The sequence below is a fragment of the Acidilutibacter cellobiosedens genome, assembly GCF_004103715.1.
Taxonomy (GTDB): domain Bacteria; phylum Bacillota; class Clostridia; order Tissierellales; family Acidilutibacteraceae; genus Acidilutibacter; species Acidilutibacter cellobiosedens.
In genome coordinates, this window is the sequence record NZ_CP035282.1 from 1,508,688 (window position 1) to 1,523,722 (window position 15,035).

The window sequence follows — 15,035 nt, forward strand, 5'->3', positions numbered from 1 at the left end:
ATACAATATTTTGTAAGGGGATGATAAGATGAAAGTATACATACATTTGGCGTTATCATATTTAAAAAAGCAGAAGGGAAGAACTGTTGCTCTGGTATTGGGCGTTGCTCTGGCGGTGATGCTTGTATTCGCGTTTAATGTTATATCCGAAAGCCAAAGCAGAAATCAGCTTGCAAATATTTATAAGATGTACGGTACATACCAAGGTATCTTTACTAATCTGATGAAAGATAAACTGGGACAAATTAAAAATGATAAAGATGTAGCTCAATCTGCAGCAGCCACCAATTTTGGAAATATCGTTGCCGATAACGGACTTTCAATGATATTGAATTCTTCAGATAAGGATTATATAGAGATGAACGGATATAAACTTGTAAAAGGGCGTCTTCCTAACTCTCAGGGTGAATTGGTATTGGAAGCTCAGGCCCTTGACAAGATGGGATTAAAAGAAGAACTCGGGAAAACAATAGATTTCAAAATAAAAAAACAGTATACAGACGGAAAAGGAATGAAGCAGGTACATATAGAGAAAAGAAAATTTAAATTAGTAGGTATATTGGATAAACCCAAACAGTATTATGACGGAATTTATTCGTTAAAAGGTTTCACCTATTTTAAAGAAGATGAAGAAAATTTGATTCCGAATAGTCTGATAACATATGATGAAATAGTCAAGCTGAAATCGAATTCAAATCTGTCGGGAGAATTGAATCAGATAAGAGAAAGGTACGGTATCGGAAGACTGGATTATGAAGTAAACAGCCAGCTTATATCTGCTCTCAATGATCTTGCTTCTCAGAATACAAGCAGTTTTAGAGACAAATTAAATATACTGGTGGTCATTACCGCAGTTTTGCTCATATATAACATGTTCAACATTTCTTTGATAGACATGATAAAACAAATAGGCATGCTCAGAGTTATAGGAGCATCGAAGAAACATACAAGGTTGATAATAGGATTTCAGAGTTTGTTTATTTTAATAGTAGGAATTATTTCGGGACTTTTACTGGGGACTGTATTTTCATACTTCGGAATTAAATTATACAGTTTTATGTCAACTCTGCTGGATGTATCCGAATCATCGATATATATAAGCTCAAACAGTATATGGAAGGCAATAGAGGTAGGGATAATAACAGTTGCGGTATCAAGTATGATTCCGATATGGATGTCTGGGAGAGTATCGCCTATAGAAGCTGTAAGGAAGACGGATAGATCAAAGAAAAATCATCAGAACGGATGGCACCACAGAGTGGGAAAGAAGCTGTTTGGACTGACAGGGGAAGTGGCCTATGAAAATGTATGGAGGAATAAGTGGAGAACTCTGATAATAGTGGTATCGGTGGCCATGGCAGGATATTTATTTGTGTACGATATTGCAATCGTTAATAATGCAGAGCTTGATAATGCGACTTCTATTCAGATGTCAAATATGCAGGAGAATAGTTTTAAATTATCTTTTACCGGGAATACGGATTCTGATTTCGTGGGATATACAAAGGAAGATGTAAAAAGGATATCCGATATAGATGGAGTGAAAAATGTGGGCACAAAGGTTACTTTAGAAGGATTTTTGGAATCGGATATAAAGGACCTGCATGATGATTTCGTAAAGTACAACGGTATTACCGGAAAAGATGTAAGTACTCCTATAGAAGTGAAAGGATATGACGAAAAGCGGCTTAAAGGATTTCAGAAATATGTTGAGAAGGGAGATGTATCCTCTTTAAACAATTCCTTAAGTGAATATCCCAATGCTGTAGTGTTTAACTATTATTATGATATATTAAAGAATCATAGTTTGGAGAAGGTCAGGAAGAACTTAAAAATAGGAGATATAATAACGATACAAATTCCCAATATTGAAAATAACAGTTTTAAATATAAAAAGTGTAAAGTAAGAGTAGCTGCCCTTCTGAAATCCGAATGGGTTTTTAAGGGAGACAGTACGAGAGGGAGATATATGGAAGTGATTCTTCCTCAAGAATATCTGATGTCTGTATCTGGGAAAAACATGTATGATCAAGTCAGCGTACAATCAGAGGAGAGAAAGGATATCCATGTATATAATGAAATAAACAAAGTTTTGCAGAATAAGCTGTTTCCATATGTAGAGAGTAAATTAAGCTATATAGAAGAAAGTGAAGAGTCAAGAACAGAAGTATTAAAATCACATATGGTAATAGTAATCCTTATCTTATTTATAGCGGGAATGAATGTATATAATACTATAAAAAATAACTTGTTAATAAGGATAAATGAATTTTCAATAATGAGAGCTATTGGAATGACAGTTAAACAACTCAAAAGCATGATAATAAAAGAAACGGTTGTATATGGAATATTTGGCAGTATAATAGCAGCTTTTTTGGGAATTTACAGGGTTTATGAAGGCTATGAAAGAGTGAGCAGAGATTATAAAAATGGTTTTGGAGTTATCAATATGCCTCAATTCAAATTTCCTATAATCCCGATACTATTATACAGTGGAATAGTAATAGGCATATGTATATTATCAGCGTATATATCTGCAAGGAAAGCAGGAAAGTTCAATATAGTGGAAGGTTTGAATGTTACTGAATAATATAAATTTGATGAGGTGAAAATGATGGATATATTGAAAACCGATAAGCTTACAAAAATATACGGAAGAGAGGAAAATAAAGTAGAGGCTCTAAAGGATGTCTCCATTTCCGTTGAAAAGGGGAAGTTTATTTCTGTAATAGGCCCCAGCGGTTCGGGAAAGAGTACACTGCTTCACTGTATGGCGGGATTGGACACGCCTACGTCGGGTAAAGTGCTTTTAAACGGAGAAAACATATTTGATCTGTCCGACAATAGGCTTTCCGTACTGAGAAGGCGTAATTTCGGATTTGTATTTCAGAGTTTTAATCTGATACCTGTTATAGATATATATGATAATATAACCCTTCCCGTATCTTTGGATAATAAAAGCATAGATAAAGATTATATATCTGAAATAATAGACATTTTGGGATTAAAAGATAAAATAAAAAGATTTCCAAACGAGCTTTCGGGAGGACAGCAGCAGAGAGTGGCAATAGCAAGGGCACTGTCAAATAAGCCGGATGTAATATTTGCAGATGAACCTACAGGGAATCTGGACAGCAAAACAGCGGAGGAAGTAATAAAATTTTTTAGAATCTGCGTAGAAAAGTTGGGAGAAACAATAGTTATGGTAACTCACAATGAAGAGGTGGCATTTACGACGGATATATGTATAACCATGAGAGACGGGGAAATTTTAAGCAAGAGAGACAATGGGGAGAGAAAAAAGTGATGTGGTTATAATATTTGATTAACTGCCAATGGGGGATAGAAATGAAAGATAAATATTTTGCGGATGAGATCTGTGATGTAATATCAAAAGGTAATGAAGTTATATTGAGTAACAGACTAACTGGCAGATGGCTTAAAATTCCGGCAGAATGTTATGAAGCCATAAAATATTCCGTGGAGACTTCAATTCCTATAAATAGAGTTACGGACGTTTTTGAAGATAAAGATGATCAAAATTATTTTAACAGATTGATAAAGAGTATTGATGGTATTGGTTTGCTGATGACCGGCAAGAACAGCAGATTTGAAATAAAATCTGTTCAAAAGGTGGTATTTTCAATAACAAACAGATGCAATTTAAAATGTGAGTATTGTTGTGTAGATTCCGGTAATAGCACGGGGAAAACCGATATATTATCTACCGGCGACGTGAAAATGGCAATTGATAATGTTTTAAAGTTAAATCCGCTGAACCTTGTGATTTCGGGAGGGGAGCCCTTAATAAGGGAAGATTTTTATGATATTCTGGAATATATCAAAGAAGTGTATTCGGGAAAGGTAATTTTATGTACTAATGCAACTTTGATTAAAGAAAAAGATATCAAAAAATTGGCGGAAAATGTTTATGCCGCCGAAATAAGTTTAGACGGATATGATGAAAAAAGCTGCAGCCAAATAAGGGGAAAAGGGATATTTACCAAAGTTATTAACAACGTTAAGTTACTGAAAGAAAATGGAATGAAATATATAAGTTTATCAATGGTAGCAGGGAAATTTAACGAGGATTGGGTTGGGCCATTTTTAGAGTTAAACAAAAAACTGGGGACCAGAGCAACCGTCAGAAATTTCAGCAGGTTAGGCAGAGGAGCACATACTTATCATAAATATTTATCGGATGATTTTGCAATGCATTATTATAAGATGAGCGACTTTGATGACATGAGCACATTTCGGACCAATTATTGCTGGGCCGGCAGTTCCCAACTGTTTGTAAATTATGACGGTAATATATATTTGTGTCCTTTGCTGCAGCATGAAGAATTTAAGATATGTCATGTTTTTGATTTAAATGATGATGTCATAAAAAGAATATTGAAAAGAAACTTTCCTGCATTTTCTAATTTTGATAGGATAGAAATCAGGAATGTTTCCTGTTGTAAGAATTGTAAGATAAACATATTTTGTGATGTATGCCCAGCCAAGGTATATACATTATTAGATAATAGAAATGCATTTGATTATAATTGTAATTTCATGAAAAAAACATTAATGCCTAAAATATGGCGGATATCATAGTTACTTTATTTGATTGAAAGGTGATACATATGAAAAATAAAGTAAAGGCAGTACTGATGGATACGGGAGTTGATAAAAATCACGAATATCTGAAAGATAATATAATAGGAGGAATGTCTTTTAGCTGTGATGATGAATATATAACGGCGGATGATAATTATGAAGACGAGAACGGCCACGGGACTTCCTGTGCCTCCGTTATAAAGAGAGAATTCAAGGATGTGGAAATATTTGCGGTGAAAGTCCTTGATGAAATGGGAAGGACAAACATACAGATATTAGAAGAAGCCTTAAAGTATTTCTTGGATAAGGATTTCAGGCTTATAAATTTGAGCCTGTCGGTCATAGAAAATGAAGAAGTGGAAGATCTGTACGGAATATGCGGGAAGCTGAAAGAAAAAGGCAAGATAATTGTATGTTCCCTTGCAAACGGATTTGAAAAAAGTTATCCTGCTTCATTTGATAATGTTATAGGTGTTAAGGGTTTTATATTGGAAGATGAAAACTCTTTCTGGTACAGCAAAGATAAAGATATCCAGTGCATCATGGACAATAACCCGTATATGAACTGCAAACCAGGAAATTCTTATGCTCTGTTCGGAAAATGCAACAGTCAGGCAGCAGGAAAACTTACGGGAAAGATTGCCCGTATGTTATCGGAAGAACCGGAAATGACATTTGAATCATTAAATGACAAACTCGAAAGGATGGCTCGCAGAAAAAACTGGACAGAAAAGGATTTGGAAGCAAGCAAAAGGTACCCCGACTTTAAGAAAAATTTATATGACAAAAACAGTCCCATTCTTTTAAAGACAGCGGATGCCGTAAAAGAAGCACTAAAATTAGATAAATCCGATGGTATATACGAATACGGCCTTTTCAGCAGGAAAATCGGATTAACATATGATAACTGCTTTGAAGTATTAAAGAAACTGGAAGGAAAATTTAATATTAAATTTGATTATCCCAATATATCAAGATATGATTTCGTATCAATAGAAACCCTAACGGATCTTGTAGCAAAGACCTTATCATATCAAAAAGATAATATATAATTTCCATTAACATAAATAATGATGGAGATGAAAAAATGAACAAAAGGAAAAACATAAAAAGGTTTTTAAAAATATTGTTAAAAAACAGTAAAGGCATTATGCTTATATACTTTATCATAATGCTCTCCATATCAGTATTGGGCCTTTTTCAGCCTCAGCTGATAAAGAGAATCCTCGACGATGCCATACAGGGGAGCAATATTAAATTACTGATAAAACTTGCAGTATTATACGGTTTAATAAGCCTCATAACAGCCATGCTTAATATAATACTGCAGTATATGTACTCCAAGATGCAGAAGAAAATCTCAATCAATTTGAAGATGAATATCCTAAAACATATATCAAAACTATCGGGGAATTATTTTACAAACATAAAAACCGGGAATATACTCAGCACCATAGAAAACGACATATACACCATAGAAAGTTTCGGAGTTGACGTATTATTCTCATTAATAATAGACATTTTCACAGCCGTCATGGCTTTATTCTTTCTAATAAAAATGGAATCAAGCCTGCTGATTTTAGTTGTATTACTTCAATTCATTCTGATGTTCAGCCAATTCAAATTCAATAAGATCATATCGGAAAGAATAAGTGAAATAAGAAACAAAGCAGGAAACATATCAAACATAATAGAAGAATACATATCGAACATAATGAACGTAGTAATAACAAAATCGATCTTTAAATTCTTTAAAAACTATATAAACAAAGAAAAAAACATCATAAAGAAATTCGTAAAACTTGACGTTATCATTTCATGCAATTCCTCCTGGGGAAGACTTTTAAGCAGCTTAATAACAATATTAATCTACGGATACGGAGGATACAAAATAATAAACAAAGAAATGACCTTCGGTGAACTCATTGCATTTCAGCAATATGTAGGAATGTTCATAGGGCCCTGCATGGAAATAATAAACGCAAACACCAAAATACAGAGATCTTCAGTATCAATAAACCGAGTATTTAATATAACAGACGAACCAATAACCATAAAACAAGACAATAAAGGGAAAAGATGCACCGAAGACTTCAAAGGAAACATCTCATTCAACGAAGTCAGCTTTTCCTATAACAAAGACAATAAAATCTTGGACAAGATAAACCTAAAATTTGAAAATGGAAAAGCGACAGCATTAGTAGGATCAAGCGGCTGCGGAAAAACAACAATAATCAAACTTCTGTACAGACTTTGGGATGCGGACGAAGGAAACATAACAATAGACGGAATACCATTAAAAGAATACAACCTGAAAAGTATAAGAAAAGAGATCTCAATAGTAACCCAAGATCTTTTATTATTCGACGATACAATAATGAATAATTTAACCTTAGAAAAAAATAAAGATAAGAGCTATGTAGAAGATTTGTGCAGAAAAGCGGGGATCTATAACTTCATCTCAAATCTTCCCCAAGGATTTGACACAATAGTAGGAGAAAGAGGAGTAAAACTGTCAGGAGGACAGAAACAGAGAATAGCCATAGTCAGAGCCATATTGAACAATTCAAAGATAATAATATTTGACGAAGCCACCTCAGCCTTAGACAGCATATCCCAAAAGAAAATATCCGAAAACATGAAAGAATTCTTAAAAGAGAAGACAGTCATAGAAATAGCCCATAGATTATCCTCAATAAAAGATGCAGATATCATATATGTAATACATAAAGGGAAAGCAGTGGAAAAAGGGAACTTTGAAGAATTGGTAGAAAAGAAGGGATATTATTACAGATTCTTGAAGGAACAAAGTATGGATTCCGATGCAGATTCTATTGCATAAATTTTTATTATTTTTACTTGTGATTCTCTTGACTTATATAACAGTATCTGTTATTCTATATACATAGATACACTATGTATATAGATGTCATATGTATAAGGAGGTAGCGGTATTGAAAGTCGATAAGGAATTGATGAGGGGAAGTACTACGATGATTATTTTAAGCCTGCTTAATGAAGAAGATATGTACGGATACCAAATAATAAGCAAACTTAAAAAACTATCCGACTCTATTTTTAACCTTAAAGAAGGCACTCTGTATCCTATTTTGCACGGCCTTGAAAATAAAGGCTGTATAATTTCCTATTGGGTTGACGGAGAAGCCGGGAGGAGAAGAAAATATTACAGAATAACGGAAGAAGGGCTGAAATTTCTAAAAGGAAAACAGAAGGAATGGAAACTGTATACGGAGGTTGTCAATAAGATTGTGGGGGATTTTTGCTATGAATAAAGAATTGAATAATTTTTTAGATGAAGTATGCGAAAGAATTAAATATAAAAAGATACATAGTGAAATCAGAACCGAGCTTTCGGAACATATTTTAAGTTTGGCGGAAGAGTACAAAAAAGAAGGGCTGACGGAAGACGAGGCCGTAAGGAAAGCCGTTCTGCAGATGGGAAACAGTGAGGAAATAGGCGACAGACTAAATAAGCAGCATAAACCGGAAACGGAATGGTCTCTGCTGTTTTTGGTATCAATCATAGTATCCATAGGCGGTATGATTATGTTTGAATGCAGCAAATATCAGTCAATGAACAGTGTATATTTTGAAAGATATTTGTTTATTGCCCTACTGAGTATTGCTGTAATGCTCGGCGTTTATTTTTATGACTATACAAGACTTAGAAACAGATCCTTTTCTTTATATACAGGGTTATTTATTTTGTTTTTAATTATAAAATTATTTGGTATTACTGTTGCAGGCCGTCCGATTATTAAGGTAGGTTCTTTTTCGGTTTTGCCTGAATTTTTATCTCCTTTCTTTTTAATAGCCTTCGCAGGAATTTTGGATGGATATAAAGGCGGGGGAACTTTTAGCCTTGTAAAGCTGATTATACTTGCTTTTTTGTCTGTTGCATTGATGTTTTTATTTCCCGCTAAGGGTATGGCAATGCTCCTCTTTGCAGGTTTTTTTGTAATACTTATGACGGGGATTTTAAGAGGAAATTTCGGCGGAAAGGTAAGAAATCAGATGTTGCTGCTGTTCTGCATATTTTCAATGATAATTTTCCTTGTATTGTTATCGCTTCAGCCATATCAATTGGAGAGAATAAAGGTTTTTTTGGATAAAGACAGAGATATTATGGGATCAGGTTATCAACAATATATAGCACATAAGTGGCTTTCAATGTCCAAATGGTTCGGGAAAACCGGTCTTACCTTTAACGGAAGTCCCCTTGAATCGATTTTGCCCGGGGCAAATACTGATTTTGTTTTCGTAAATATAGTTGCCACTTTTGGAAAGGCTTTGGGGTTAGGTCTTATAATAGCGGTTGCTGCTTTTATTATAAGAATGTTTGCCGTAACAAGAAAAATTAAAAACGACTATGGATTTTATCTGTCCTTATCTTCTTGTGTTATTTTATCGCTGCAGTTTATTCTCAGCATACTTGTAAACCTTAATATGTTTCCTCTGGCATCGGTAAGTATGCCCTTTATTTCTTACGGGGGAACGAATTATATTGTGGACATGATACTTTTAGGCATTATATTGTCTGTATGGAGGAGAAACAATATAGTTAAAAGGACCGGAATAGGGTCAAAGAGTCTGCCATACCGAAAGTTTATATCATATGAGGACGGTAGGATAATCATTAACTTAAAGTGATATTTATTATATGCTGGTTTTTAATGCCGGCATATATTTTTTTTGTAAATTTATAGAGGATTATTTCGATTTATATAGAAATAATAATAAAAAGAGGTGAAGTTTAATGTATAAATACAAGAACACTGTGATTAAATTGTTCCAGGGGGATATTACAAAGGTAAAAGCAGACGGAATAGTGAATGCGGCAAACAATACCCTTCTTGGAGGAGGAGGGGTGGATGGAGCGATACATAGAGCGGGAGGACCGGAAATTCTTGAGCAATGTAAGAGAATAGGAGGATGTCCCACCGGCGAAGCAAGAATAACTACTGCCGGTAAATTGCCGAGCAAATATGTGATCCATACCGTAGGACCGATTTACAGAAAAGGAAACTCGAGAGAAGCAGAGCTTCTGCACAATGCATATTTTAATTCTTTAAAATTAGCAAAGGAATATAGTTTAAAATCTGTGGCATTTCCTTCTATATCTACAGGGATTTATTCTTATCCCATAGATAAGGCCTCTGATATAGCCATAAAATCAATCATAGAATTTATTGATAAAGAAGATTTTATTGAAGAAATAATTTTTGTTTTGTTTAATGATAAAGACTTTAGCATATATGAAAATAAGTTGAATAAAATTTTTAGGTAATACCCCTTGTATTAATAAATTCACATTAAGGGATATATTTTAAAAATAGGAAATTGATTAATATTGACTTAGTAAATCATTTATTATACTATTTTATAGTAAGACGATATTGAAAAATAAAGGGAGTGTTTATTATTTTTGCAGATACTCACAGGATTATCGGAAATAATATATATGAAAATGTACTTTCAGTATACGATATAGAATTGGATAAATCTCAGCTTCTTTGGGGGTCGGTACTTCCGGATATTTTACCTCAGTTCAAATTTCACAGACACTACCAAAAAGAGAGTTTGAACTATATAGTTAATGAAATAGTGAAGCTGATATTTTTGTTCAGATATATTGATTTTAATGATGAAATGGTTCCCTTGAAATTACAAATAGTTAGTAAGAAAATAGGAATTATATCTCATTATTTAAGTGATTTTGTTTGTTTTCCTCATGCCAACAGATGGACTTTTAAAAACAGTATGTTTAAGCATATATCTTATGAATCCAAATTAAATAATTATGCTCCAATTCATTTATTCAAAAAAAATGTGATTAATGTAGAAGATGTAGATATTTTTCAATATAAAATAATAAAATTAAGGCCACTGATTAAGGAGTATATTGAAAAAGTCGTAAAAGAATATTCAGAGGATATGAGTTTTGAAAGAGATTTGGATTATTCATTATCTTTAAGCCTAAAAGTGACGAACTTTATATTTGATACCATAAATGCCTATGATGAAAATACTGTAAAACAGTTTGCCTTTGAATTTTAAATCTCCTTATTTTTTGATAGGGAGATTTTTTTATAACCCATTTTTTATATGTAAAAATTAATAATAAGGGGGGAAGATGATTATGGAATTGATGTCGGAAAATTTGATTATCAGAAATTCAACATTTAATGATTGTAAAACCTTTGAAGTATGGGAAAAAAAGGATTATGTGAAAGAATTCTTGGCAATTGACGATTCAAGAGATTATGAGGAAGTAGTAAGAGAATTTATACTTAGGGAAGATGATTTTACAAATATGCAGTTTACGATAGTTTTTAAAAAAATTTTAATTCCTATTGGAAGAATCTATATTTCTCACTATGATGAATGTTTAAAGTCTTTGGATATAACAAGGATATACATAGGGGAAGAAGAATATATAGGGAAGGGTTATGGAAAAGAGGCTATGAAAATAATTTTAAGATACGCTTTTGTAAACCTTGAAATGGAAAGAGTGACTCTGGATACGTTTGACGGCAATAAAAGGGCCGATAATTTATATAAGGAATTAGGGTTTGTAGACGAAGGCTGTGCCAGAAATTCCATTAAAAAGAATGGAAAATATTATAATCTTAATCTTAAATCAATGCTTAGAGATGAATATTTTTCAAGATATATAAGATAGTATAAGGAGACTTTATATGAAGAATAAAAAATTAACACTATTATTTGTATTTATTTTATTATTTACATTTATTTTTTCAGGATGTGAGTATAAAGATGAATCTCAAGTTATCTCACCTTCCGGTGAAAACAATTTAGTCGTTCATTTTATTGACATAGGTCAAGGAGACAGTATATTTATACAACTTCCCAATGGACAAACTTCCCTTATAGACGGAGGTTCAAAAATATATGAAGATACTCTATGCGATTATTTAACTAAATTGGGAGTAAAAAAGATAGACTATTTGGTGGCTACTCACCCTCACGAAGATCACATAGGAGGACTTCCAAAGGTAATTAAGCAGTTTGACATTGGGAAAATATATATGCCTGATAAAACATCAAATACTAAGATATTTGAAGAGCTTTTAAATGAAATAAAATCGAAAGGTTTACATATTACGGTAGGTCATGGGGGAGATAAAATAGCCGAAGATGATGAATTTTCATACGACATATTTGCCCCTAATAATGATGATTATGGTGAAATCAATAATTATTCCATAGTTACGAAGATCCAGTTTAAAGGAGTATCTTTTTTATTTACGGGAGATGCGGAAAATATTTCTGAAAAGGAAATGATAGACAAAAATTATGATTTGAAATCGGATATTTTAAAAGTAGGGCATCATGGAGGGAGAACTTCAAGCACTAAAGAATTTCTTGAAGAGGTAATGCCTAAGTATGCCGTTATAAGCGCAGGGAAGGATAATATGTATAATCATCCTCATAAGGAGACTTTGGATAGGCTTAAGGCTATTGGTGCTCAAGTATATAGAACCGACGAGTCGGGAACTGTAATAGTGACTACTGACGGCAGCAATATTAAAATTTCAACCGTAAAGAGCAAATCCGATTCTCAAGATAAGGTATTTATCGGGAACAAAAATACAAAGGTATATCATTCCGAAGATTGCGGAAGTCTTCCAAAAGAGGAAAATCGGGTATATTTTAATACAAAAGAAGAAGCAGAAAAAAGTGGATACAAATCTCATGAAAAATGTATCAAATAGGAGATGAAAGTATGATAGGAATAATCGATAGAATAGAAGAAAATATCGCCATGATAGAAATTGACGGAGAAATGGTTCCTACTGAAATTCATAAGCTTCCCAAAGGAGTAAAAGAAGGGGATGTTTTGGAAGAAAAAAACGGGAAATTCAAGATTCTTCCCAAAAAAACAAAAGAAAGAAAAAAATATATGGATAATTTATTTAAAGAATTAAGCGGACAAAGGGACAAATAACTAAAACCTTAAGAATTATATTCTTGTACAAATATGAATATTTTGGTAAAATAAAGATAAGGTAATCGGAAAAAAAGCAGGGTGTGGTGGGAGTAGGGATAACAAACAAAAATAATCACCCTGTTGCCGCAGAGTGATTATAACTAATTAACACTTTAGTGGCAATCGCATTTTTGCGAATCCGATTACCTTATTAATATTATACCATAAATGAATAAAAAGTAAACTTAGAAGTTTTAAAACTCAAAAATTAAATTTTCAAATTCAAATTTCAATTTTTGCCATTTATATGTATGTATTACGATAAATATATATTGACTAACCCGGTGATATATTGGAATATGTGGAAGATTTATAGCGCCGGTGATGAAGTTGAGTCAAGGTATTTTTGGATATTAGGGGTATAGTTTAATTTTGGGGATTACTTGGCAGATAAATTTTTAAAAAAACTGTTGACAAATATTTAATAGTTTAATACAATAAATAGTTAAATAAACTATTTAAAGCGATGATAAGAAGAGTAAACTGTTGCTTAAGGCTATAGAGAATCGGCGGTGGTGGAAATCCGATGCAATAGGGCAGTTGAAGAACATCTTAGAGGATCTAACCCAAATCTCTCGGGAGAAAGTAGACTTAGACGGAATCAGCCCGTTATCAGCTGAACAGTATCGATTGATGATCCGTACTGGACTTAAGTGAGTATTTTACTAATTAAGGTGGTACCACGGAAACTAAACCTTCCGTCCTTCTGGACGGAGGGATTTTTTATTTTAAGGAGGAATTTTAAATGGATAAGCTAAATGTATTGGAAACTCAAGTAGCTATTAAAAAACTAAAGGATTTTTTTGAAAAGAGAATTTCAGAAAAATTAAACCTTACAAGAGTATCGGCACCTTTGTTTGTCGCACCGGAAACAGGATTGAATGATAATCTAAACGGATATGAAAAAGCCATATCTTTTGAACTACACAATTATCATAAAAGGCTGGAAGTAGTACAGTCTTTAGCAAAGTGGAAGAGGATGGCATTAAAGGTCTATGGTTTTAAGGCGGGAGAAGGATTATATACGGATATGAACGCTATAAGGCCTTTTGAAGAATTGGATTATGCTCATTCCGCATATGTGGATCAATGGGATTGGGAGAAAGTTATATTAAAGAAAGATAGAACAGAAGAATTTTTAAAATCAACGGTTGGTGAAATATATGAGGTTTTTAAAGAAACAGAGGCTTTTATAAACGGTTTGTATCCTGGCCTTGAAAAGAAGTTGCCGGAAGATATTTGTTTTATTACCACTCAGGAATTAGAGGACAGGTATCCTGACAAAACACCAAAGGAAAGAGAAAGTTTAATTTGTAAAGATAAAAAGGCTGTTTTTTTAATGAAAATCGGAGGCAAACTGAAAAGCGGAGAACCTCATGACGGAAGAGCACCGGATTATGATGATTGGGAATTAAACGGAGATATTATATTTTGGAATCCCACATGCGGAGAAGCTCTGGAACTTTCAAGTATGGGAATAAGAGTTGATAAAGATGCCTTGGAGGAAGAATTGAAATTAGCTGATTGTGAAGAAAGAAAAAAACTAAAATATCATAAGATGATTCTGAGCGGAGAACTTCCCGACACGATCGGAGGAGGAATAGGACAGTCGAGAATATGTATGTTTTTCTTGGATAAGAAGCACATAGGAGAAGTTCAATCATCATTTTGGACAGATGAAATAATAGAAGAATGTAGAAAAGAAAAGATTTTTCTGCTATAGTATAATTAGTTTTGTTAATAATATTTAGGTAGTAAACTAAGGGGGAACAAAATTGACCAAAAAAATATATTTTTTTTACATTTTAATTGGTGTAGGAATTGGAATAATATTTTCGACCTTTATATTTAAATTGAATCCAATAATTGAGTATAAACAATATTCGGATGATGAAGTAATAGAAAAAGCAAAAGAATTGGGTATGGTCTTTGTTAAAGAAAATATTGATGTGAAACCGTCATCGAAAGAAGAATACAGTTCATTTGTTGTTAAAAATGGGGATACATTGATTGATATATCGAACAACCTGTTTAAAAAAGGCTTTGTCGATGATCCCGATGAATTTACTCAATTTGTTAAAGACAAAGGTTTGGAAAGAAAAATTGCACCTGAAAAGTACGAATTAAAAAAGAACCTTAGTTATACTACTATTTTGAAAATATTAACGGAGAAGGAATAATTATTCTGTTATTGGTAAACCCCATGATTTTTTTAAGATCATGGGGTTTATATCAGCTTATGCTATATCGTATCCTATTTTTTACAACCACGACAGAGGAAAAACAATATAAATATAAAAAAAATAAAAAATATAGAATTATCTTTTTTGGGTTTTCTATGGTGATTATTTCTGCCCTCGGTCATTTTCATATCTCTTCCGTCCATAAGAACACCTCC

General features: G+C 33.0%; 14 protein-coding genes and 1 other annotated feature. All 14 genes read left to right on the forward strand.

All coding sequences use genetic code 11. From position 1 onward, the window contains the following. Positions 1 to 28: 28 nt before the first annotated feature. The 14 genes from EQM13_RS07140 (at position 29) to EQM13_RS07205 (ending at position 14,817) form a co-directional block, all read left to right on the forward strand. Entirely contained in the window at positions 29 to 2,590 is a 2,562-nt protein-coding gene (locus EQM13_RS07140; RefSeq protein WP_128752325.1) for an ABC transporter permease, read from the forward strand. A gap of 24 nt (positions 2,591 to 2,614) precedes the next feature. Then, on the forward strand, positions 2,615 to 3,307 hold the full coding sequence (locus EQM13_RS07145; protein WP_128752326.1) for an ABC transporter ATP-binding protein: 693 nt from the start codon (positions 2,615 to 2,617) through the stop codon (positions 3,305 to 3,307). 41 nt (positions 3,308 to 3,348) lie between these two features. Continuing rightward, positions 3,349 to 4,602, forward strand: a complete 1,254-nt coding sequence (locus EQM13_RS07150) for a radical SAM protein (RefSeq protein ID WP_128752327.1) — start codon at positions 3,349 to 3,351, stop codon at positions 4,600 to 4,602. 29 nt (positions 4,603 to 4,631) lie between these two features. Further along, positions 4,632 to 5,657: a S8 family serine peptidase gene (locus EQM13_RS07155; protein ID WP_128752328.1), complete on the forward strand. Its 1,026-nt coding sequence runs from the start codon at positions 4,632 to 4,634 to the stop codon at positions 5,655 to 5,657. Between the two features lie 35 nt (positions 5,658 to 5,692). Further along, the gene (locus EQM13_RS07160) at positions 5,693 to 7,447 is read left to right on the forward strand and encodes an ABC transporter ATP-binding protein (protein WP_071141151.1); all 1,755 of its coding nucleotides are present in this window, start codon (positions 5,693 to 5,695) and stop codon (positions 7,445 to 7,447) included. A 112-nt stretch (positions 7,448 to 7,559) separates the two neighbouring features. Continuing rightward, entirely contained in the window at positions 7,560 to 7,898 is a 339-nt protein-coding gene (locus tag EQM13_RS07165) for a PadR family transcriptional regulator (protein WP_071141152.1), read from the forward strand. Next, entirely contained in the window at positions 7,891 to 9,276 is a 1,386-nt protein-coding gene (locus tag EQM13_RS07170; protein WP_128752329.1) for an FtsW/RodA/SpoVE family cell cycle protein, read from the forward strand. The genes EQM13_RS07165 and EQM13_RS07170 overlap by 8 nt, the downstream gene beginning before the upstream one ends. A gap of 106 nt (positions 9,277 to 9,382) precedes the next feature. After that, positions 9,383 to 9,913 (forward strand): O-acetyl-ADP-ribose deacetylase, encoded by a 531-nt coding sequence (locus EQM13_RS07175; protein ID WP_128752330.1) that lies wholly within the window; start codon positions 9,383 to 9,385, stop codon positions 9,911 to 9,913. Between the two features lie 125 nt (positions 9,914 to 10,038). After that, the gene (locus EQM13_RS07180) at positions 10,039 to 10,683 is read left to right on the forward strand and encodes a zinc dependent phospholipase C family protein (protein WP_071141155.1); all 645 of its coding nucleotides are present in this window, start codon (positions 10,039 to 10,041) and stop codon (positions 10,681 to 10,683) included. Between the two features lie 82 nt (positions 10,684 to 10,765). Continuing rightward, positions 10,766 to 11,308: a GNAT family N-acetyltransferase gene (locus tag EQM13_RS07185; RefSeq protein ID WP_161567189.1), complete on the forward strand. Its 543-nt coding sequence runs from the start codon at positions 10,766 to 10,768 to the stop codon at positions 11,306 to 11,308. Positions 11,309 to 11,324: 16 nt separating this feature from the next. Then, positions 11,325 to 12,362, forward strand: coding sequence for a ComEC/Rec2 family competence protein (locus tag EQM13_RS07190; RefSeq protein WP_128752332.1), 1,038 nt, complete (start codon positions 11,325 to 11,327; stop codon positions 12,360 to 12,362). Beyond that, the gene (locus EQM13_RS07195; RefSeq protein ID WP_083381987.1) at positions 12,350 to 12,595 is read left to right on the forward strand and encodes a DUF3006 domain-containing protein; all 246 of its coding nucleotides are present in this window, start codon (positions 12,350 to 12,352) and stop codon (positions 12,593 to 12,595) included. Before EQM13_RS07190 ends, EQM13_RS07195 begins: the two co-directional genes overlap by 13 nt. 499 nt (positions 12,596 to 13,094) lie before the next feature. Continuing rightward, positions 13,095 to 13,346: a binding site (T-box leader), on the forward strand. 36 nt (positions 13,347 to 13,382) lie between these two features. Further along, entirely contained in the window at positions 13,383 to 14,360 is a 978-nt protein-coding gene (gene asnA / locus EQM13_RS07200; RefSeq protein WP_128752333.1) for an aspartate--ammonia ligase, read from the forward strand. A gap of 52 nt (positions 14,361 to 14,412) precedes the next feature. Continuing rightward, on the forward strand, positions 14,413 to 14,817 hold the full coding sequence (locus tag EQM13_RS07205) for a hypothetical protein (RefSeq protein WP_128752334.1): 405 nt from the start codon (positions 14,413 to 14,415) through the stop codon (positions 14,815 to 14,817). The last annotated feature ends 218 nt before the right edge of the window (positions 14,818 to 15,035 follow it).